20 protein-coding genes are annotated in these 22,858 nt (G+C 42.7%); 16 read left to right on the top strand and 4 right to left on the bottom strand.

Translation table 11 applies throughout. The features are described from left to right. Positions 1–34: 34 nt before the first annotated feature. Both pepT and GGR02_RS00180 read right to left on the bottom strand, forming a co-directional pair. On the bottom strand, positions 35–1,276 hold the full coding sequence (gene pepT / locus GGR02_RS00185; protein ID WP_183182735.1) for a peptidase T: 1,242 nt from the start codon (positions 1,274–1,276) through the stop codon (positions 35–37). A 60-nt stretch (positions 1,277–1,336) separates the two neighbouring features. After that, complete coding sequence (locus GGR02_RS00180) at positions 1,337–1,957, bottom strand: sulfite oxidase-like oxidoreductase (protein ID WP_183182734.1); 621 nt, start codon at positions 1,955–1,957, stop codon at positions 1,337–1,339. A 313-nt stretch (positions 1,958–2,270) separates the two neighbouring features. On the opposite strand from GGR02_RS00180, the gene GGR02_RS17345 reads away from it, so the two are divergent. The 11 genes from GGR02_RS17345 (at position 2,271) to GGR02_RS00130 (ending at position 15,539) form a co-directional block, all read left to right on the top strand. Beyond that, positions 2,271–2,360, top strand: a complete 90-nt coding sequence (locus GGR02_RS17345) for a putative holin-like toxin (protein ID WP_229706051.1) — start codon at positions 2,271–2,273, stop codon at positions 2,358–2,360. Between the two features lie 363 nt (positions 2,361–2,723). Continuing rightward, positions 2,724–3,143, top strand: coding sequence for a CoA-binding protein (locus GGR02_RS00175; protein ID WP_183182733.1), 420 nt, complete (start codon positions 2,724–2,726; stop codon positions 3,141–3,143). Between the two features lie 139 nt (positions 3,144–3,282). Then, positions 3,283–5,253 carry a DNA topoisomerase IV subunit B gene (gene parE, locus GGR02_RS00170; protein ID WP_183182732.1) on the top strand — a complete coding sequence of 657 codons (1,971 nt, stop codon included), beginning with the start codon at positions 3,283–3,285 and terminating at the stop codon, positions 5,251–5,253. Beyond that, positions 5,250–7,670, top strand: a complete 2,421-nt coding sequence (parC, locus tag GGR02_RS00165) for a DNA topoisomerase IV subunit A (protein ID WP_183182934.1) — start codon at positions 5,250–5,252, stop codon at positions 7,668–7,670. The genes parE and parC overlap by 4 nt, the downstream gene beginning before the upstream one ends. 72 nt (positions 7,671–7,742) lie before the next feature. Then, the gene (locus GGR02_RS00160) at positions 7,743–8,120 is read left to right on the top strand and encodes a PilZ domain-containing protein (RefSeq protein ID WP_183182731.1); all 378 of its coding nucleotides are present in this window, start codon (positions 7,743–7,745) and stop codon (positions 8,118–8,120) included. 147 nt (positions 8,121–8,267) lie between these two features. After that, positions 8,268–8,768, top strand: coding sequence for a PTS sugar transporter subunit IIA (locus GGR02_RS00155; RefSeq protein WP_183182730.1), 501 nt, complete (start codon positions 8,268–8,270; stop codon positions 8,766–8,768). 14 nt (positions 8,769–8,782) lie between these two features. Beyond that, positions 8,783–10,192 (top strand): PTS system trehalose-specific EIIBC component, encoded by a 1,410-nt coding sequence (gene treP, locus GGR02_RS00150; RefSeq protein WP_183182729.1) that lies wholly within the window; start codon positions 8,783–8,785, stop codon positions 10,190–10,192. 72 nt (positions 10,193–10,264) lie between these two features. Then, entirely contained in the window at positions 10,265–11,941 is a 1,677-nt protein-coding gene (treC, locus tag GGR02_RS00145) for an alpha,alpha-phosphotrehalase (RefSeq protein WP_183182933.1), read from the top strand. Positions 11,942–11,964: 23 nt separating this feature from the next. Continuing rightward, a complete protein-coding gene (gene treR / locus GGR02_RS00140; RefSeq protein ID WP_183182728.1) occupies positions 11,965–12,681 on the top strand; it encodes a trehalose operon repressor in 717 nt (238 codons plus the stop codon). Positions 12,682–12,824: 143 nt separating this feature from the next. Next, positions 12,825–14,234 (top strand): Na+/H+ antiporter NhaC family protein, encoded by a 1,410-nt coding sequence (locus GGR02_RS00135; RefSeq protein WP_183182727.1) that lies wholly within the window; start codon positions 12,825–12,827, stop codon positions 14,232–14,234. A 144-nt stretch (positions 14,235–14,378) separates the two neighbouring features. Then, positions 14,379–15,539 (top strand): acyl-CoA dehydrogenase family protein, encoded by a 1,161-nt coding sequence (locus GGR02_RS00130; RefSeq protein WP_221210591.1) that lies wholly within the window; start codon positions 14,379–14,381, stop codon positions 15,537–15,539. A 51-nt stretch (positions 15,540–15,590) separates the two neighbouring features. Here GGR02_RS00130 and speE read toward each other — a convergent pair whose 3' ends face one another. Continuing rightward, positions 15,591–16,460 (bottom strand): polyamine aminopropyltransferase, encoded by an 870-nt coding sequence (speE, locus tag GGR02_RS00125; RefSeq protein WP_183182726.1) that lies wholly within the window; start codon positions 16,458–16,460, stop codon positions 15,591–15,593. Between the two features lie 81 nt (positions 16,461–16,541). After that, positions 16,542–16,985: an Rrf2 family transcriptional regulator gene (locus GGR02_RS00120; protein WP_183182725.1), complete on the bottom strand. Its 444-nt coding sequence runs from the start codon at positions 16,983–16,985 to the stop codon at positions 16,542–16,544. A gap of 174 nt (positions 16,986–17,159) precedes the next feature. On the opposite strand from GGR02_RS00120, the gene hmpA reads away from it, so the two are divergent. The 5 genes from hmpA (at position 17,160) to GGR02_RS00095 (ending at position 22,850) form a co-directional block, all read left to right on the top strand. Beyond that, positions 17,160–18,398 (top strand): NO-inducible flavohemoprotein, encoded by a 1,239-nt coding sequence (hmpA, locus tag GGR02_RS00115; RefSeq protein WP_183182724.1) that lies wholly within the window; start codon positions 17,160–17,162, stop codon positions 18,396–18,398. Positions 18,399–18,498: 100 nt separating this feature from the next. Continuing rightward, positions 18,499–19,401 carry a formyltetrahydrofolate deformylase gene (purU, locus tag GGR02_RS00110; RefSeq protein WP_183182723.1) on the top strand — a complete coding sequence of 301 codons (903 nt, stop codon included), beginning with the start codon at positions 18,499–18,501 and terminating at the stop codon, positions 19,399–19,401. Between the two features lie 144 nt (positions 19,402–19,545). Beyond that, entirely contained in the window at positions 19,546–19,920 is a 375-nt protein-coding gene (locus GGR02_RS00105; RefSeq protein ID WP_183182722.1) for a helix-turn-helix transcriptional regulator, read from the top strand. A 142-nt stretch (positions 19,921–20,062) separates the two neighbouring features. Further along, on the top strand, positions 20,063–20,935 hold the full coding sequence (locus GGR02_RS00100; protein ID WP_183182721.1) for an ATP-binding protein: 873 nt from the start codon (positions 20,063–20,065) through the stop codon (positions 20,933–20,935). A 10-nt stretch (positions 20,936–20,945) separates the two neighbouring features. After that, entirely contained in the window at positions 20,946–22,850 is a 1,905-nt protein-coding gene (locus GGR02_RS00095) for a vWA domain-containing protein (protein WP_183182720.1), read from the top strand. The last annotated feature ends 8 nt before the right edge of the window (positions 22,851–22,858 follow it).

Here is a 22,858-nt window from a genome sequence, read left to right as displayed (position 1 = left end):
TCCTCTTCTAATATAGAAGGGAGGGCTAACAGAATTACTCGGTTGTTGTTTTTTGTTCAAACAATTTCACGATCTCAATAATTACATTCACCGCTTTGACCATGTTGTCGACAGAAATATATTCGTAGCGGCCGTGAAAGTTTTCGCCACCTGTAAAAATATTTGGTGTAGGTAGTCCCATATACGATAGCTGTGAGCCGTCTGTTCCGCCGCGAATCGGTTTGATGACTGGCTCAATTCCTAAGTTTTTCATCGCTTCGTACGCAATGTCAACCACTTCTTTGACCGACTCAATTTTTTCGCGCATGTTGTAATATTGATCGCTCATTTCGATCTGGATGCGCTCGTTGCCGTATTTTTCTTGCAATTTCGCTGCAATTTCTTCGATCGTTGCTTTTCTTGCCTCAAATGCCCCGCGGTCAAAGTCGCGAATAATGTAATGAAGCGTCGTTTGTTCGACATCGCCTTGGCAGGAGAGAAGGTGGTAAAATCCTTCGTATCCTTCGGTATGCTCTGGCGCTTCGTTCGCAGGGAGATGGGCGTGAAATTCCATCGCTAGTTTTAGCGAGTTAATCATTTTTCCTTTCGCAGAACCTGGATGGACGTTTTTCCCTTTGAATGTAATTTTTGCTTGCGCGGCATTAAAGCTTTCATATTCTAATTCACCAAGCGGACCGCCATCGACGGTATAAGCATATTTCGCGCCAAATGCGGCAACATCAAACTTATGCGGACCTCTGCCGATTTCTTCATCTGGCGTAAAGGCGACACGCACTTTGCCGTGTTTGATTTCTGGATGTTTGATAAGATATTCCATCGCGGTCATAATTTCCGCGATTCCTGCTTTATTGTCTGCTCCTAGAAGCGTAGTGCCGTCGGTTGTGATTAATGTATGTCCTTTGTAATGCGAAAGTTCCGGAAAATCCGACGGAGAAAGAACGATATGTAAGTCTTTATTCAACAAAATATCCCCACCGTCATACGATTCGACGATTTGTGGATGGACGTTCGCACCTGTGAAATCTGTTGCCGTGTCCATATGCGCTAAAAAGCCGATGGTCGGCACTTCTTTGTCCGTATTCGCTGGCAACGTTGCCATGACATAGCCGTTTTCATCGACCGTCACTTCTTCCATGCCGATTGCTTTTAATTCTTCGACTAACATGTTGGCAAGCGTCCATTGGCCTTCAGTGGAAGGACAGGTGTCGCTCGTTGGATCAGATTGAGTGTCGATTTTGGCGTATCTCGTTAACCGTTCGATTAGTTCTTGCTTCATGTGCATCCTCCTTTGCCTCATTCGCTCGTATTATAGCACAAAAATAAAAGATACACACTTTTAAAAGAAGGTGCGAAGCCATTCACTTGGTGGGGCAAACCGCTCTTCTTTAAACGGATTGGCGGTCATCGAATAGCCGCGCTGTTCCCAATAACCAGGTTCATCTTTTTTCATAAAACAAATGCCTGTTGCCCATTTTGCCCCTTTCCATAAATAAAAGGAAGCGGGTGGAATAAAGCGCAACGGGTAGCCGTGTTTTGGCGAAATGTCTTGCCAGTCGTTTTGCGCATCTTTCCAGCGGTAAACAAAGAGCGCATCATCCCCCATTAGCGCTTCAAGCGGCAAATTCGCCGAATAGCCGAGTGGATTGTTGTTCAAATAACCGTAAATTTTCACGTATTTCACATCCGGCTCAAGTTCGACGAGACGCAAAAATTCCCGAAAAGCAATTCCTTCAAACGTTGTATCAAACTTCGACCATGTCGTGACGCAATGCATATCGATGGTCGAGATCGTTTTTGGCAGCTTCATCACTTGTTCGTAGGAGAGGATCACTTCTTCTTTCACTTCGCCAAATAGCCGAAATGTCCACGTTTTTTCGTTAAATTCGTACACGTCGCCTTCATGAAGAATTGGCCATTTGTCTGTTTCAAATTGTCCGGGAGGAAGCTGTTTTTTCACTCCAAACACCCTTTCTACTAGTTTTATTAACATGATACAGTGAGAAAATGGGAGATGCAACGAAAGAAGACGTGGAGAAAGGTAGACATATGTTTTGCCCGCTTTGCTCATAATGAAAATAGGGATGATGATCGTGAGGCGGTGCATCAAATGAAAATAGTGGAGTTAATTTGCGCTTTTCTTATTGTCTTTTCCTTTTTTCTATTTTTAAGAACATATATTCTTATTCTAGTGATTTATGATATAATAAACGTGCACAGTTGTATGCGGGGTGGGCAGTGGCTACTCCCTTAAAGAAAGGGAGGTGCTGCTGATGATGACCGTTACCGATGCGCTGACATTAATGATTGCGTTTGCATCGCTGATCGTAACCGTCATTGCTGTATCCAAAGACAAAAAGTAACCCACCCTGCTCGGCCTAAGTGAGGGTGGGTTACGATCCGCTTTTCTGGGCCACTGCACTCCTTGCAGTGAGCTGTGTATGGATGGGACATTGGTTGCCGCCAATGTCCTGTTTTATTTTATGCTGTTCAACTTTATTATACGCATACAGTGGATGGCATGACAAGAAAATTATCTTTTGTATTATTGTCTTTTTCGCATTTTTTTAAACAAAAACGAACCGATGCATCTCCCACTTACCAAAATAGCAACATGTTAATAACGTGAGCACACGCTATCATAGACATAAAAATATTGACATTGGCAGGATTTTTCTTGTTCGATAAAGAAATACTACAAAAAAGCGTTCGAAAGGAGAAAAAACATGCCAATTATGAACCCAAGCCGCGAGGAGATCGCGGAAATTTTACAAAAAGCAAAACGCATTGCCGTTGTCGGTTTATCTAACAATCCTGATCGCACGTCGTATATGGTCGCAAAAGCGATGAAGGATGCTGGATATGATATTGTTCCGGTCAATCCAACGATTGAGGAATGGGAAGGAATTCAAGCGGTGAAATCGTTAAAAGATATTGAAGGACATGTCGATATTGTGAACGTGTTCCGTCGTTCGGAGCATTTGCCAGATGTTGCTCGCGAGTTCGTCCAAATTGATGCCGATGTATTTTGGGCACAGTTAGGTGTTGTCCATGAAGACGTGTATGAGTTTTTAAAAGAAAAAGGATATACGGTTGTGATGGATCGCTGTATTAAAGTAGAGCACGCTCTAACGAAAAAAAGGTAAACGAAACTCGGCCATCTTTTTCGAAAGATGGTCATTTCCATTTTCAGAAGTTAGTTGGCAAAATAGGCATAGACGTTTCCGAAATTTATGCTAAAATAAAACAGAAACAAATGTTCTTGTTTTTGAAAGGGGTATGTGCGTGACAAAACAGAAAATATACGAATATAACGATGATGCCATCCAAGTGCTTGAAGGACTAGAAGCGGTTAGAAAGCGCCCTGGGATGTATATTGGTAGCACCGATAGCCGCGGCTTGCATCATCTTGTTTATGAAATTGTCGACAACTCCGTCGACGAAGCGCTCGCTGGGTATGGAAACTATATTCTCGTCAAAATACATAAAGACAATAGCATCACCGTACTCGACGAAGGTCGCGGGATGCCGGTCGGCATGCACAAACTCGGAAAACCAACGCCGGAAGTCATTTTAACCGTTTTGCATGCCGGTGGGAAATTTGGTCAAGGCGGCTATAAAACGAGCGGTGGGCTGCATGGGGTTGGTGCTTCCGTCGTCAACGCCTTATCCGAATGGCTCGTCGTCACGATTCATCGTGACGGATTTATTTACCAACAACGATTTGAACATGGCGGAACACCGGTCACGACATTAGAAAAAATCGGAACAACGAAAAAGACGGGAACGATGATTCAATTCAAACCAGACCCGACCATTTTTAGCACGACGACGTTCAATTACGAAACGTTAAGCGAACGGTTGCGCGAATCCGCTTTTTTATTAAAAGGGTTGAAAATTGAATTAGTCGATGAACGTACCGATATGCGCGAATTGTTTCATTACGAAAATGGCATTGAAGCATTCGTTGCCTATTTAAACGAAGAAAAAGATGCCCTTCATCCAGTCGTCTATTTCGAAGGGCAACAAGGCGGCATCGAAGTCGAATTTGCATTTCAATTTAATGATGGCTATTCGGAAAACGTGCTGTCATTTGTCAATAACGTTCGCACAAAAGACGGCGGCACGCATGAAGCTGGTGCAAAAACAGCAATGACGCGTGTTTTTAACGAATATGCTCGCAAAACAGGCTTACTAAAAGAAAAAGATAAAAACTTAGAAGGTTCTGATATTCGCGAAGGTCTATCGGCGATCGTATCGGTCAGAATTCCGGAACATTTATTGCAGTTTGAGGGACAAACAAAAGGAAAACTCGGAACGAGCGAAGCCCGCTCTGCTGTCGATGCGATTGTGTCTGAGCATTTAACGTATTTTTTGCAAGAAAATCCAGACATCGGGACAATGCTCGTCAAAAAAGCAATTAAAGCATACCAAGCACGCGAAGCGGCACGAAAAGCGCGCGAAGAAGCACGAAGCGGGAAAAAGAAAAAAGGAAAAGAAGCGGTGTTAAGCGGAAAATTAACACCAGCACAAACGCGCAATCCGAAAAAAAATGAACTGTATTTAGTAGAAGGCGATTCCGCGGGCGGCTCAGCCAAACAAGGGCGTGACCGCCGTTTCCAAGCCGTGCTTCCGCTGCGTGGAAAAGTCATCAATACGGAAAAGGCGAAGCTTGCCGACATTTTTAAAAACGAAGAAATTAATACGATCATTCATGCGATCGGTGGCGGTGTTGGTGCCGATTTTTCGCTGGAAGATGTGAACTATGACAAAGTGATTATTATGACGGACGCGGATACGGACGGTGCGCATATTCAAGTATTGCTTTTAACGTTTTTCTACCGCTACATGCGTCCGCTTATCGAAGCAGGGAAAGTGTATATTGCCCTTCCGCCGCTTTATAAAATTAGCAAAGGCACCGGAAAAAAGGAGATCGTGCAATACGCGTGGACCGACGAACAACTAAAAGAAGTGCTCAAAACAATAGGCAAAGGCTATACGATCCAACGATATAAAGGACTTGGCGAAATGAACGCAGACCAGCTATGGGAAACGACGATGAATCCAGAAACGCGCACGCTCATCCGCGTCCGCATTGATGATGCCGCTCGAGCAGAACGGCGAGTGACAACGCTTATGGGCGATAAAGTCGAACCGCGGCGCAAATGGATTGAAACGCATGTACAGTTCGGGCTAGAAGACGACCCAAACATTTTAGATAATGAGCACGTCTTCATCGCAGAGGAGGAAGTATAATGGAGAGATTACTTGATTTACCATTAGAAGACGTATTAGGCGACCGATTTGGACGCTATAGTAAATACATTATTCAAGAACGGGCGCTTCCTGACGTGCGCGATGGACTAAAACCGGTGCAACGCCGCATTTTATACGCGATGTATGTCGATGGCAATACCGCAGATAAAGGATTCCGCAAAGCCGCAAAAACGGTCGGAAACGTCATCGGCAACTTCCATCCGCACGGCGATTCTTCTGTCTACGAAGCGATGGTGCGAATGAGCCAAGATTGGAAGTTACGCAATGTGTTAATTGAAATGCACGGCAATAACGGCAGCATCGATGGCGACCCACCGGCAGCGATGCGTTACACCGAAGCGCGGTTATCTGCGATTGCCGCAGAACTGTTGCGCGACATTGACAAAGAAACGGTCGAGTTTGTGCCAAACTTTGACGACACGAGCGAAGAGCCGGTCGTCTTACCGGCGATGTTTCCTAATTTATTAGTAAACGGCTCGACCGGTATTTCGGCAGGATATGCGACCGAAATCCCGCCACATCATTTAGGCGAAGTCATTGATGCGGTGATGATGCGAATCGACCGTCCAACGTGCACGGTCGATGAACTAATGACTGTACTGCACGGACCGGATTTTCCGACCGGCGGGATTATTCAAGGAAAAGATGGAATTAAAAAAGCGTACGAAACAGGTAGAGGAAAAATCGTTATTCGCGGCAAAGCGACGATTGAATCTGTCAAAGGCGGGAAACAACAAATTGTCATTACCGAAATTCCATATGAAGTCAATAAAGCAAATCTCGTCAAAAAAATCGATGAACTTCGCTTTGACCGAAAACTCGATGGAATTGCGGATGTGCGGGACGAAACCGACCGAACCGGCCTTCGCATCGTCATTGAATTAAAGAAAGAAGCAGATGCGGAAGGCATTTTAAACTACTTATATAAAAATACAGATTTACAAGTCCCATACAACTTCAACATGGTTGCTATTCACAAACGGCGGCCAAAACTATTAAGCCTTCCAGAACTACTGGATGCATATATTGAGCATCAAAAAGAAGTCGTCACGAACCGCTCTCGCTATGAACTAAAAAAAGCGCATAACCGTCAACATATCGTCGAAGGCCTTATGAAAGCACTGTCCATTCTCGATGATGTCATCGCAACGATTCGCGCTTCGAAAGATAAGCGAGACGCCAAAGACCAATTGATTGTTCGTTACAATTTTACAGAAGCGCAAGCAGAAGCGATCGTTACATTACAGCTATACCGTTTAACAAACACTGACATTACGGCATTAAAACAAGAAGCGGAAGAGTTAGCGAAAAAAATTGCCGAGCTAACGGCCATTTTAGCGAGTGAAAAAAAATTGTTGTCGGTCATTAAAACCGAGCTAAAAAAACTAAAAAAAGCGTATGCCGATGAGCGACGAACGGTCATTCAAGAGGAAATAGAGGAAATTAAAATTAACTTAGAAGTGATGATTCCTGTCGAAGACGTCATCGTTACCGTCACAAAAGAAGGATATGTCAAACGGACGAGCATTCGTTCCTATACGGCATCGAATGGACAAGACTTTGGGATGAAAGAATCCGACCGTTTATTGGCGCAGCTAGAGATGAACACGACCGACGTGCTCCTTCTCTTTACGCGCAAAGGCAATTATATTTATTGCCCTGTCCATGAATTGCCAGACGTTCGTTGGAAAGACGTAGGACAACATATTTCCAATCTCGTGCCGTTAGACAGGGACGATGATCTCGTATCCGCCATTTCCGTCCGCGATTTTGAACAATCGCTTGATCTTCTCTTTATTACGAAGCAAGGAATGGTGAAGCGAACCGAATTAAAACAATACAAAGTACAGCGATATGGACGTCCAATCGTTGCGATCAACATAAAAGAAAACGACGAAGTAGTAAACGTCTACGTCACCGACGGCACTAACGACCTATTTATTGTGACGCATCAAGGATATGGGCTTTGGTTTGGCGAAGAAGAAATTAGCACCGTTGGCGTGCGTGCTGCTGGAGTAAAAGGAATTCAACTAAAAGAAGAGGACTTTGTTGTTGCTGCGTCTCCTATTCGCCATGCAGATTCGGCAGTGGTGGTGGTTGCGACCCAACGCGGAGCAGTCAAAAAAATGGCGCTTCATGAGTTTGACAAATCGTCGCGCGCGAAACGTGGGCTTGTCATGCTTCGGGAATTGAAAACGAATCCGCACCGTATCGTTTCCGCGCTTATATTAGAAAACGACAGCGGCCATGTCATTGTACGAACGGAAAAAGGCGAAACGGAAGCGGTTGATATTGCGACATGGAAACGTTCCGACCGTTACAGTAACGGCACTTTCATTATCGACAGCGAAGAAGCAGGTGAAATAAAAGAAATGTGGTTATGTATTCACAACTGAAGGAAATCCATATATAATAAGGGTAGTTTTGGTTGTATATGAAAAACGTTGACAGGAGAAGAGGGGATTTTCGTGCGATTTAAACGACAAGAAGCATTCCGCTACCAATTTGGACAACCGCTCCCTTGTACGTTTCGTATTGTGCGTATTGATAATAAAGAGATCGAAAGCGACAAAGGAGCAGCGGAAATTCACGACATTAGTCCGCGAGGAATGAGAATTAAAACATCTCTCGACATTCCCCCTCGTCCGCGAGACATTCAGATCGAAGTGACGTTTATGCTAAATGATGTCGAGTTTAGTTTTATCGGAACGTTAGTATGGCAGCGAAAAACAACTGGCGATTATTACTATGGATTGCAACTGCTTCTTTCTTTCCAGCAAGAAGAAATATTAATTCGCGAAATTAAACGGTACGCTGTGCTCCATAACAGCCGGCAGCGTCCCTAGATAAAACGCAAGCGGTGAACACACTGCTTGCGTTTTTACATGTTTGTGACCGCGTATTTTTTTATTGACCAACATGTATATACAAGTTAAAATGAAACTGTAACATGTATATACATGTCTTTGTAAGCGCTTAAGAGGGGGACTTATATGATCGTCTGGCAAGGGGAAGAAACGATATTTGCACCGTTGAATGGAAATGTGATTCCGATTGAAGAAGTGCCGAGTCCTACGTTTTCTTATAAGCTGTTAGGTGATGGGGTGGCAATCGTTCCGAGCGAAGGAAAAGTGGTGTCGCCAGTAGACGGTCGAGTCATCAATATTTTTCAATCGAAACATGCCATTGGGCTTTTATCTTCGAAAGGATTGGAAATTCTTATTCATATCGGATTAGAGACGGTGCTCTTAAACGGTGAAGGGTTTACGGTGCATGTCAAAAAAGGGGAAAAAGTAAAAAAAGGAGATTTGTTACTTTCATTTGATCTTAGCTTAATCAAAAAGAAGGCTGCTAGTATTATTACCCCAGTAATTATTACAAATAGTGAGATGACGGAAAACATGGCACCGATGGCGTGCGAAAAATGTGTTGCTGGGCAAAGCGCGCTATTACAAGTGACAATGCGCAAATCGTATTTGTTTCGAATCAAATGACTGGAGGGGAAACTATGAATAAACGCTCCGTAGAACAAATTGTGCAAGCCGTAGGTGGGAAAGAAAACATTATCGCTGCGACCCATTGCGTGACGCGGTTACGCTTCGCGTTAAAAGACGAAGGAAAAGTCAATAAAGAAGCGCTCGAACAAATCGATATTGTCAAAGGTTCTTTTTCCGTAAACGGTCAATTTCAAGTCGTCATTGGTCAAGGGTTGGTCGACAAAGTATACAATGAAATGATTGAGATGACAGGTCTTGCAAAAGCGACAAAGCAAGACATTAAAGATGCCGCGGAAGCGAAGTTAAATCCTTTGCAGAGGGCGATTAAAACGTTAGCCGATATTTTCATTCCCATTTTACCTGCCATCGTTACTGCCGGTTTATTGATGGGGATGAACAACGTATTGACAGGACAAGGCATTTTTTATGAAGGAAAGTCGTTTGTCGATGTGCATAAAGAATGGGCGGATGTGGCGAGCATGATTAACTTAATTGCGAATACCGCATTCGTTTTCTTGCCAGGACTCATCGGCTGGTCGGCGGTCACGAAATTTGGCGGAAGTCCATTATTAGGCATTGTGCTCGGTTTAATGCTCGTACACCCTGATTTATTGAATGCGTGGGGATGGGGGGCAGCGAAAGAAAAAGGCGATATTCCGGTATGGCATTTATTTTGGTTTGATGTGCAAAAGGTAGGGTATCAAGGACAAGTATTGCCTGTTTTAGTAGCGTCGTATGTATTAGCAAAACTCGAGCAATATTTGCGCAAACGTATTCCAGATGCGTTTCAGTTATTGCTCGTTGCTCCGCTTTCATTATTGATTACCGGATTTTTAGCATTTATCGCGATTGGTCCGATTACGTTTGCGATCGGCAACGCCATTACGAGTGTGTTTGTCGCGATTTTCCATAACGTTCCGGCAATTGGTGGATTTTTATACGGTGCGTTATACGCTCCATTAGTTGTGACAGGAATGCATCATACGTTTTTACCGGTTGATTTACAGCTTATTTCTAGCACGGGCGGCACGTTTTTATGGCCGATTCTTGTCATGTCTAATATCGCGCAAGGCTCAGCTGCGCTGGCGATGATGTTTTTAGCAAAAGACGAAAAATTAAAAGGGCTTGCTTTTACGTCTTCCGTATCAGCGTACCTTGGCATTACAGAACCAGCAATGTTCGGGGTGAACTTGCGGTTCCGTTATCCGTTTATTTCTGCGATGACGGGGGCGGCGATTGCTGGAATGTTTATTACAATCAACAATGTGCTTGCACCGTCGATTGGTGTCGGCGGACTTCCTGGATTTTTATCGATTGTTCCACAAAAATGGACGCCGTTTTTCATCGGTATGGCGATTGCGATTATCGTTCCATTTGCTTTAACGTATGCGTTCGGAAGATGGAAACGCGCAACAAATTAACGGAAACGATACCATTGGTAGTTCCCCAATGGTATCATTTTTGGCAGCAAGTAAGAGGTGAGAAAAGTGAATATGCCGTGGTGGAAAAAAGCAGTCGTCTATCAAATTTATCCGAAAAGTTTTTACGATACAAACGGTGATGGCGTCGGAGATTTGCAAGGGATTATTGAAAAACTGGATTACTTAAAAACATTAGGTATTGACGTAATTTGGCTGACTCCGATCTATCAATCGCCACAGCGCGATAACGGCTATGATATTAGCGATTATTTTGCGATATATGAGCCATACGGAACGATGAAAGACTTTGAACAGCTGTTAGCAGAAGCGCATAAACGCAACATCAAAGTTATGATGGATATTGTCGTCAATCATACATCAACTGAACATGAATGGTTTAAAAAAGCAAGATCATCCAAAGATCATCCATACCGTCATTTCTACATTTGGAAAGATGGGCGTGATGGTAAACAGCCAAACAATTGGCAGTCTAAATTTGGTGGTTCGGCATGGGAATATGATGAACATACTCGCCAATATTATTTGCACTTGTTCGATGTTACACAAGCGGATTTAAATTGGGAGAATGAGGAGTTGCGGCGAAAACTGTATGATATGATGCACTTTTGGCTAAAAAAGGGTGTTGACGGTTTTCGTTTAGATGTCATTAATTTAATTTCGAAAGATCAACGTTTCCCAGATGATGACGGATCTGTACCACCAGGGGACGGCCGCAAATTTTATACGGATGGCCCGCGTATTCATGAGTTTCTTCAAGAAATGAATCGCGAAGTATTTTCTAAATATGATATCATGACGGTTGGAGAAATGTCGTCGACAACGATTGACCATTGTATTCAATACACGAATCCAGCACGCCATGAATTAAATATGGTCTTTAATTTTCATCATTTAAAAGTCGATTACCCAAACGGGGAGAAATGGGCGTTGGCTGATGTTGATTTTCTTGCACTAAAGCGGATTTTATCGACGTGGCAAATGGAAATGAATAAAGGCGGCGGTTGGAATGCGCTCTTTTGGTGCAATCACGATCAACCGCGCATCGTGTCGCGTTATGGGAACGACAACGTGTACCGAAAAGAATCTGCCAAAATGCTTGCGACAGTCATTCACCTCATGCAAGGGACGCCGTATATTTACCAAGGTGAAGAAATTGGCATGACCGACCCGAAATTTACGCGAATAGACGACTATCGCGACGTCGAGACGTTAAATATGTACCATATTTTACGAGCGCAAGGAAAAACAGAAGAGGAAGTGTTAAATATTTTACAGCGAAAATCGCGCGATAACTCACGAACGCCAATGCAATGGGACGATAGCGAACATGCTGGGTTTACCACCGGAACCCCATGGATTCGTGTCGCTAGCAACTATCATGCTATTAATGTCAAACAAGCGTTAGAAGATAAGTCATCTATTTTTTATCATTACCAGCGGTTAATCCAGTTGCGCAAGCAGTACGATATTATCACGACCGGAGATTATCAACTATTGCTAGAAGACGATCCATCGATTTTCGCTTACGTCCGAAACGGGGACAACGAAAAACTATTGGTCGTGAACAATTTCTTTGCGGAAGAAACAACGTTTGTGTTGCCGCGTGAAGTAGAGGTAGACGGCTACGAGAGCCGCGTGTTAATCGCCAACTATGAAGATGCACCGGAACAGTTTCGACAAATTCACTTGCGTCCGTACGAATCGATTGTGTATTACTTAACAAAATGATACAATACATGTCGGTGATAGCGATGAGAAAAAATAAGTTTTTAACGATTTACAACGACCTTTCGTTGCAAATTCGCAAAGGAGTATTTCAGCCAAACGATTTGCTTCCATCAGAGCACGACCTGTCGGAGCAGTATAAAACATCGCGCGAAACAATTCGCAAAGCGTTAAATTTATTATCAGAGCATGGCTATATTCAAAAAATAAAAGGAAAAGGCTCTGTCGTTCTCGATGTCGGTAAATACGATTTTCCGGTATCTGGATTAGTCAGTTTTAAAGAATTGACACAAAAGATGGAGAAGCGAGTTCGCACGATTGTCCATGAATTGCAGCTGATTAAACCAGGTGACGATATTCGCCAATACTTAGAGATAAGCGCAAAAGATGAGGTATGGAAAGTCGTTCGCGCCCGTGAAATCGAAGGGGAAAAAATTATTTTAGATAAAGATTTTTTACACCGGAAATTTGTTCCGTCATTAACGCGTGAGATTTGCGAAAACTCGATTTACGAGTATTTAGAAAATGAATTGAAGCTGAAAATTAGCTTTGCAAAAAAAGAAATGTTCGTCGACAAAGTCACCGACGAAGACCGAAAGTATTTAGACGTTGACGGATATGAGCATATTGTCGTTGTGCAAAATTATGTGTATTTAGAAGATGCAAGCTTATTTCAATTTACCGAATCGCGCCATCGGTTAGATAAATTTCGCTTTGTGGATTTTGCGCGACGCGTCCATTAACCCGCGGTTGTTTCCCAACTGCGGGTTTTTCTGTCGTGGTTGAGCAAAAAATTTTTTATTAAACTATGTTCTAAATAATCAAAATTAAACGTAATAGTTTCCTTCATTTATGGTCATCCTTGTAACGAAAGGGGTTGGATGAATTGGAAGGGACATGGGTATCGTTAATACCATTTTTACTCGTTATTCCGCTTGCGATTTGGTTGAAAGAGATATTGCCTGGTCTTGTTGTCGGGTTATTGGTCGGTGCATTTTGTTTAGAAGGTCAATTTTTTTCGGCGATTGAACGAGCGGTAAATGCCATGCTGGAGGCCGCAACAAATGGTGGACACATGCAAGTCATTTTGTTTTTGTATTTGTTCGGAGCGCTTATTGGGATGATGCAAATTACTGGAGGAGTAAAAGGATTTGTTCAATGGATTAGTCCGAAAATTCACTCGAAACGCCGGATGATGGGTTTTATTTGGCTGACGCTTCCGGTCACATTTTTTACGCCGATGTTTCGAATTATGTTGCTTGCGCCAGTGATGAAACCACTTAGTGAAAAGTTTCGAATGGATAAACGAAGAATGGCGTACATGATTGATGTATCAACGGAACCGATTATTGTTCTTTTGCCGCTTGCTACGGCGTTTATTGGATTTATGACGTCTGTTGTAGAAGGAGCGCTCAAGCAAAATAACATTACTCAATCGGCATATCCTCTTTTTTTAGCGAGTTTGCCGTATAATTTTTTTGCGGTGATTGCGTTGATTATCGGAATTGTAACGACGTTTCGGCACGTTCAAATTGGTAAAGAAGAGCGAGCGCACGTAGAGAGTGAAACAAATTATTTTCACCGGCTAGGATTAAAAAAGGAGCTTTCGTTAGTCGTTGGCGAACCGCTCCATCTCTTTTTTCCGCTTTTTTTACTGTTTGTATGTACGATATTTTTTCTTTGGTATGATGGAAAAACAAAAGGTGCGACGACGCTCCTCGCGGCTTTTTCACATGCGGATGCGACATTTGTCATGTTAGTCGCGCTTTTTCTTACCATTGCTCTCACAGCCATTTTTTATTTCCTTCGCCGCCAGAAACTGCATGAGCTTATTTATCATTTTTTTGAAGGCGGCAATGAACTGATGGCACCAATTAGCATGCTTCTTCTTGTATGGGCGCTATCGTTGACAGCGGAACAATTAGGTTTTTCCAGTTACATTAGTGCAACGTTTGGAACGTTTTTACCGAAGGAGATTGTTCCAGCAGCCATGTTTATTCTCGGTTCTTTCATTTCTTATTTTATCGGCACATCCTGGGGGACATGGGGATTGTTTATGCCGCTTGGTGTGACGCTTGCAGCGGCAACGGGCGCATCGTTACCGATGACGATAGGGGCAGTATTTGCGAGCGGTACGTTTGGCGCATTTGCCTCCCCACTAGGGGATACAACGATTACGACCGCTTCCATTATGGATTTGGATTTAATGGAATATGCTAAATATAAGTTGCGCATTTCGTTGGTGTGCGGGCTTTTAGCGCTTGTTGGTTATCTTATCTTTCCGCTTGTTAGTTGAACGATCCGGTGGATGCCCACCGGGTTATTTTTTTTTGTAAAGAAAAATAAACTATGTTCTAAATAATCAATGAAACATAATCATTTTTTTCTTCCTTAAGAGGGAGTAAAATGGAAGCAAATAAAAAGAAAAGGGGAGAACGAGTTGGATCATTTATTTTTACGAACCGATCGGGAAAAGCAATTGCACGAACGCGCCACGAAACTTGCACAACAATTTCAAAAACGAGCACGCTACTACGATGAGCAGGCACTTTTTCCATTTGAAAATTTCGCGGAATTAAAAAAAGTTGGCTTTTTATCACTTACTGTCCCAAAACGGTATGGCGGAGAAGAAATTTCGTTATATGAATTTTTGCTCGTGCAAGAAACGCTTGCCCAAGGAGATGGTGCAACTGCCTTATCGCTTGGCTGGCATTTAGGGATTGTGATGAATGTAGCGGAGCAAAACAAATGGCCCGAGCCGGTATTTGCCCGCATTTGTGATGAAATTGTTCATAAACAAATATTATTAAACAGTGCGCAGTCGGAAGGAGCAACCGGAAGTCCTGCGCGCGGAGGAAAACCGGAAACGACGGCAGAAAAACAAAACGGCCGATGGGTCATTTCTGGTCGCAAAACCTATACGTCGCTTGCGCCAGCGCTTGATTACTTTATTGTATCGGCGACGATTAATGAAACAGGGGAAGTAGGTAACTTTTTAATCCCGAAAACCGCTCTCGGTCTCCAAATTGAAGCAACGTGGGATACGCTTGGAATGAGAGGGACGAGAAGTGACGATCTCGTATTAGAAAACGTCGAAGTCGACGAAACGGCGCTTGTCGAAATTCTTCACTCACCACAAGCAAAAGGAAGAGCGCAAGGGTGGCTTTTACATATTCCTGCGTGTTATTTAGGGATTGCGCTTGCTGCGCGCGATGAAGCAATCGCTTTTGCTAAATCGTATCAGCCGAATACGTTGCCGCATCCAATTGCCGATGTACCAGAAGTGCGGCGTAAAATTGCCGAAATCGACATTCAGTTAATGGCCGCCCGTCATTTTATGTATTCCGTTGCCGATCAATGGGATCGCTACCCGAATAAACGACAAGCGATGAAGGAAGAATTAGCAGCGGTGAAGTACGTCGCGACAAATACAGCGGTTCATGTCGTTGACCTAGCGATGCGTGTCGTTGGCGGCCATAGCTTATTTTCTCATCATCCGCTGCAGCGTTATTACCGCGACGTCCGTGCTGGGCTTCATAATCCGCCAGCGGACGACTTAACGATTTCGATGGTTGCTAACCGTTCGTTTCAAAAAGAATAGCGGTACAGTACTTATAGTAAACGAGGTGTCCCACAGCGGGACACCTTGTTTTTACGATAACACAGTTTTCATAAATTGCGGCAACTCAAAACAGCGGGTTAGAATCGCCTCGTTTACATATTTCGTGTCAGCTGGCAACGACCACGTATTAGGAAGAGAAAGCGGGATTTTCGCGCCGATTGTAAAACTCCATAATCCGCCCGGATACGTTGGTACCGTTGCGGTATAGACAGCCGCATGTGGGAATAATTGCTGAATATTTGTATATGTTTGTTTTAAAACATCTAGATGGAAAATCGGGGACTGGCTTTGGCATACCATAATACCATCTTCTTTTAACGCACGATGCACATTTTGATAAAATTCGTAAGAAAATAATTCCTTCGCTGGTCCGATTGGGTCAGAGGAATCAATAATGATGACATCGTACGTATTTGCACGCTCTTTCACAAATGCAACCCCATCGGTATAAATAAACTGAACGCGAGAATCGGATAAGTTCCCAGAAACAGCTGGCAAGTGTTCTTTACAAGCTTGTACGACTGTTTCATCAATTTCGACCATATAAATTTCTTCGATATCGTTGTATTTTGCTACTTCCCGCGCTGCTCCACAGTCGCCTCCGCCGATAATTAACACTTTTTTTGGCGCTCGGTGAAATTGAAGCGGAACGTGGGAAATCATCTCATTATAAATATGACCATCAATCGAAGTTGTTTGCACAACCCCGTCGAGCACGAGCATTCTGCCAAAATCATACGAATCTAAAATCATCACTTGTTGAAACGGAGATTGCTCCGAGAAAATAACTTCTTTGATTCGATAGCTAATTTTTAAATTATCTCGATCATCTTCTGTTAACCAAAGCTCCCCATTTTCCATTTTTAAATATGGTGGTAGTGATGACAACGTCTGTTTCATTTTGACCTCCTTCGAATGATTGTTTTTTAGACGCCTTTTTCATAGTAATATATTTCGCAAAACGTGGCAATCATATGCTCGTTACGACCATTTTTGCTGGAAGATGGACTGTAGGCGATCTTTATTCGCTAATAAATCCGCCAATGTATATGAATCCAATACGCGTAAAAATGCTTCTAACGCCTCATGAAGAACATGTTTGAGCCCGCAAACAGGAGTAATGATACAATGGTTTCCATGTCCAGCAAAACATTCAACGAGCGATAAATTATCTTCCGTATGGCGGACGACAGCGCCGATGCGAATGTCTTCCGGCTTTTTCGCAAGGCGAATGCCCCCGTTTCGTCCGCGGATAGTTTCGATAAAGCCTTCTTTCCCGAGTTCGTATACAATTTTGCTTAAATGATTTTCCGAAATGGAAAAGGCGCGCGAAATTTCTTTAATATTTGTTTTCTCCCCAGGTTCTAATGCCCCTAAGAAAAGAAGCACACGCAGAGCGTATTCCGTATAGTTTGTTAACTGCATCGTTTGTCACACCTTCAATCGCTTTGTCTGTTCATTATTTTACCATGTGTTTTTGTTTGGTGTGAAATTGTGAACATTTTGTTAAAGGTGTATTTGAAATATTGCTTTTTTAGCAAACGATATGATTCAATAAACATGTATATAAAATACATGTTTTGGTGAGGGGATTTATTCATGAGTGCGACAAAAACATTATTAAGCAAAAAAACGATCGAAATCATTCAATCAACAGTGCCGGTATTAGAACAGTACGGGGAACAAATTACGAAACGGTTTTATCAATTAATGTTTTCTAATCACCCAGAGCTGTTGAACATTTTTAACCATGCCCATCAAAAACAAGGACGACAGCCAAAAGCGTTAGCGGCTTCCGTCTACGCAGCAGCGAAACATATTGATAACTTAGAAGCGATTTTGCCAGTAGTCAAGCAGATCGGGCATAAACATCGCAGCCTTGGAGTAAAAAAAGAGCACTATCCAATTGTAGGGAAGCATTTATTGTTAGCCATCAAAGATGTGTTAGGCGATGCAGCAACCGATGAAGTGATTGAGGCGTGGAGAGAAGCGTACGGTGTCATTGCGGACGTATTTATTCAAGTCGAAGAAGAAATGTATCGGGAAGCAGAAGGAAAAACAGGGGGATGGAAAGATTTTCGCCGCTTTGTTGTGCAACGAAAAGTAAAAGAAAGCGATGTCATTACGTCGTTTTACCTTGTTCCAGAAGACGGCGGGGAAGTTAGCGATTTCCTTCCAGGCCAATACGTAAGCGTAAAAGTAACTGTCCCTGGAGAAACGTATACGCATATTCGCCAATATAGCTTATCTGACGCTCCGCAAAAAGGGTATTATCGGATTAGCGTGAAAAAAGAAGCAGCAACAGATACACAGCCAGCTGGAATTGTATCGAACTATTTACACGACCATATTCAAGAAGGGGACGTGCTTGAACTAAGTGCACCAGCGGGTGATTTTACACTTGATATGGCAAAAGAAACGCCGGTCGTGTTCATTAGTGGTGGGGTTGGCATTACGCCGTTATTTAGCATGGTAAACACGTTAGTTACGAAGCAACCAGAGCGGAAAGCAACGTTTATTCATGCAGCGATTAACGGAAACGTCCACGCTTTCGATGAAGAGCTCGCGAAACTTACGAATGAACATGAATCGCTTTCTTATTATATTTGCTATGAATCACCAACAGATACAGACCGAAAAAACCCTCACTTCGCTAAAGAAGGATGGATTACGGGCGAATGGCTACAAACAATCGTGCAAGAGAAGCAAGCAGATTTTTATTTCTGTGGTCCTGTTCCGTTTATGAAAGCTATTTATCACGCACTAAAAGAATGGGGAGTAGCAGAAGCTAATATCCACTATGAATTTTTCGGTCCTGCTAGCGATTTAACAAAATAAATTTTTCAGAACCGAAGATTTTCAGCGAAAATACAAAAAACGGTTGGCATTCCAGCCGTTTTTTTGTATGATGAGGAAAAACTATCGAGGGGGAAAATGGATGCACACGTTTCGCGAACGTCGTCTACAAAATTTTTTGCAAAACTATCAACATCGAGCACGGCTTGTCATTTCATGTCCAGACCGACCTGGCATCGTAGCCGCTGTCACTTCGTTTTTATACGAGCAAGGGGCAAATATCGTTGAATCAAGTCAATATTCAACCGACCCAGAAGGGGGAATGTTTTTTTTACGAATTGAATTTGATGCACCGGTGATTGTCACTCGAAAAGCGGACATAGAAAAAGCATTTGCACCGATTGCCGAAACGTTTCAAATGAATTGGCGCTTCCGGTTACATAACGATTTGCAAAAGCTCGCCATTTTCGTTTCTAAAGAAGAACATTGCCTATTAGAACTGCTATGGGAATGGCAAGCAGGGGAGCTCTTAGCAGATATCGCTGTCGTCATTAGCAACCATGAATATATGCGAGAAAGCGTCGAATCAATCGGCATTCCTTATTATTGCATTCCAGTGACAAAAGAAAGAAAAGGGGAAGCGGAAGAAAAACAGCTCGCACTTTTAAACGAATATAAAATTGACACGATCGTGCTTGCCCGCTATATGCAAATTTTATCGCCGGAATTTGTGGCGCAATTTCCAGCCAGAATTATTAATATCCACCATTCGTTTCTGCCAGCTTTCGTCGGTGCAAGGCCGTATGAACGGGCGTATGAGCGTGGAGTTAAATTAATTGGGGCAACATCGCATTACGTGACCGACGACTTGGACGAAGGACCAATTATTGAGCAAGATGTAGCGCGAGTAGATCACCGCTATCATCCCGAAGATTTAAAACGAATCGGTCGCATTATCGAAAAAACGGTTCTTGCGCGGGCATTAAAATGGCACCTCGAAGATCGCGTCATCATTCACCAAAACAAAACAATTGTTTTTAATTAAGGAATACTCGCTTCTGAGTATTTCTTTTTTTGTTGTATCACAGTAAAATAAAACTATGTTCTAATTAAAAAAAGCATTAAAAAAAAGAAGGACTTCCCCCAAGAAAAGAGGAATATCATATTGTGAAGAAAGGGGTTGACGTAGATGCGAGATAAACGGACACCAAGCGGATTTTTATTAAAACAACGTGCGTTTTTAAAGCTGTATTTAATTACATTAACAGAACAAGAACGGTTATATGGGCTAAAACTATTAGATGTGCTTCGCCAAGAATTTAAGCCGTATGGCTATCGGCCAAATCATTCCGAAGTATATAAAGCACTGCATGATTTAATCGAGGACGGCATTTTAAAACAAGTGAAACAAAAAAAAGAAGGAATGAAATACCAAGAAGTTGTTTACTATCGATTTGCTGATGGGGGATATGAGAAAGCAAAGCTATATAAACGGCAATTGAAAGCGGAATTGGATCGTTGTGAAGCACTTATTCGCAAAGCGATTGAAGATAACTATAGTTAAGGAAGAGCAGATAGCTCTCTCCTTTCCTTTTATTATGTTTACATAATATTATTATAAGAAACAAAGCGTCTTTTTTGCCTTAAATGTAAAACATCAAGTAGAATGGGATAGTGATTACATACGACAGAAAGGACGATACATAATGAATATACTACCTGCTGCCATTGAACAACAGATGCAAGCGCGAAAGCAACAGTTCGCCTATGACGAAGACGCTTATTTAATCGGAAAAGGCGGATATACCGCAGCAGCTCCCCATATTCTTTACGATGCTATCGTTGCATTGGCGCTTGGGAAAAATGTGCTTTTAAAAGGACCAACGGGTGCAGGAAAAACAAAGTTAGCGGAAACATTGTCTTATTTGTTCGGACAGCCGATGCATAGCATTAACTGTTCCGTTGACCTCGATGCAGAAGCGATGCTCGGTTTCAAAACGATTCAAGAACGGGAAGGAAAACCTGTGATCGAGTTTATTCCTGGACCTGTCATTCAAGCAATGACAAAAGGCCATTTGCTTTATATTGACGAAATTAACATGGCGAAACCAGAGACGTTGCCAATTTTAAATGGCGTACTCGACTATCGAAAAACAATCACCAACCCATTTACTGGCGAAGTAGTAAAAGCGAAAAGCACGTTTGGTGTAATCGCTGCGATTAACGAAGGATATATCGGCACAGTTCCATTAAACGAAGCGCTTAAAAACCGTTTTATTGTCATTGATGTTCCTTACATTCAAGGCGACGCATTAAAAGATGTGTTGCTAGCACAAAGTATATTAAAAGATCATACGTTAATTGATCGATTTGTGATGTTATCGGCCGATTTAATTGTTCAAGTACAAAACGGGCAAATTTCAGAAGCAGCGGCTTCTATTCGTGCGCTTATTGACGCATGCGATTTAGCCGTTTATTTGCCGCCGCTTCGAGCCATTGAGCGCGGGATTGTCGAAAAATTAGAAGACGACCGCGAAAAAGCCGCGGTACGTACCATTGCGGAAACGCTCTTTGAGTGAGGGAAGAACGATGAAACGGTTTATCCAATTTAATGATAAAAAAGTGGACTCGTTTTTATTTATGCAGCTGTCAGATTTAGCGAAAACATTAACAAAACAAGCCGATTGGGAAGTAGCATTTGGAGTTCAGTCGTATGTTGATTTTGTCAATAGGAAAATATATGTCAGCCATTTTTGGGATAACCGTCCAGAAAAAGTCGATGGGCTGAAAAGCGATGTTTGCTTACGTGCCATCGGAACATTACAGTATACAACGATTGCGGAAGTCCGCGCTTTCCTTGAGCAGGCGAATACGACGTCCATTCCTCAGTTTGCCAAGCAACTGTTTATGCTTGCGGAAGATTTGCGGCTCGAGGAGCTTTGTAAACGAGAGCGACCTGGCACAAAAAAATGGTTCCGTACAAGGCGAGGAGCGTATCGTCACTATTTCCAAAGCCAAATGCATGCCAACTTAGTAAAAAGTGTGTATACGGATACGTTATTTGCCGCTATGTATTTGTTGTTGACATCCGAATCGCCGTTGGAAGAAATTCCTCCTATTTCTGAACCAATTGACCATCTTATGCCGCAAATTCGCCAGTTGCTCGGTCAGTTTTTTGATGCTGCATCAACACACGATGTCGCACGCGTTTCGTTAATGATGACTCGAATGTTAGAGGAAATACTAGAAAAAGACATGTTAAATACGTATTTTTATTTGCCAGAACATAGCTACGGACCGCAAGGAATGTTGATGGAAGACATCAAACGAAGCGACCCGTTGAATAACTGTGATGCGCTTAATGAAGGAAAAGATGGAGATGAGGATGTCCACGAACAAACGTTACCGACATGGCATCGCGAAACGAGCGAAATGACGAAAAGTTTTTTACAGTTTGAACTAGAGCAAGGAACACAAACAGATTTATTGGGGGAAGGAGTACGCGAAGGAGAAGCAGGGGATCAAGCGCTTGCGCTTGTTCAAGGTTCCTCGCAAAAAAGCAACCGAACGGACTATACGAAGCAAGTAGAAGCGGAAAAAATTCATATGCAGCCATCTGGAAAAGGGGAGCCGTATGGGAAAGAAAACAAATATGCAGAAGCGATTTTCCTCTCTCCATCTCCTCCTTCTTTTGCCCAAATTCGTGAATACGAGCAAAAAAAGGAAGAGATTGCAGCTTATCAAAAGAAATTGAAAAAAATGATGGAGCAAATGCTCGAACATAAAAAAATTATGCCGCGTACAGATTTACACTTTGGTCGTTTGCATAAAAAATTGCTTCGTTTATGGACGGACGAACAGCCTCGCTTATTTTACAAAAAACGCACTCCATCCATTGCCATTGATGCGGTTTTTACATTGTTAGTCGACTGCTCTGCTTCGATGCATGATAAAATGGAGGAAACGAAGCGAGGGATTGTATTATTCCATGAGGCGTTAAAATCGGTGGCAGTTCCGCACCAAATCGTTGGTTTTTGGGAAGATGCCAACGAAGCAAATGAAACGAACCAGCCAAATTATTTGCATACCGTTATTTCGTTTGCCGCTTCCCAAAAGAAGCAGAGTGGTCCAGAAATTTTTCAGCTGCAGCCGCAAGAAGATAATCGCGATGGCTTTGCCATTCGCCTCATGACGGAGCAATTAAGGAAACGTACAGAAAGGCAAAAATTTTTACTAGTGTTTTCTGATGGTGAACCAGCAGCGTATGGCTATGAGCAAAACGGAATTATCGATACGCACGAAGCGGTGCTCGAAGCAAGAAAACACGGAATCGAAGTCATTAATCTCTTTTTAGCAAACGGAGAAATCGACGAAGGGCAACAACAAACGATTCAAAATATTTATGGGAAACATTGTTTGTTTGTTCCAAATGTTTCCACACTTCCAGATCGATTGTTTCCGTTGTTGAAAAAGTTGTTATATAAAAGCATATAAAAGGGGGA

This window comes from Anoxybacteroides voinovskiense (genome assembly GCF_014196205.1).
GTDB classification, from domain to species: Bacteria; Bacillota; Bacilli; order Bacillales; family Anoxybacillaceae; genus Anoxybacteroides; species Anoxybacteroides voinovskiense.
This window is presented reverse-complemented; position numbering and strand designations above follow the sequence as displayed.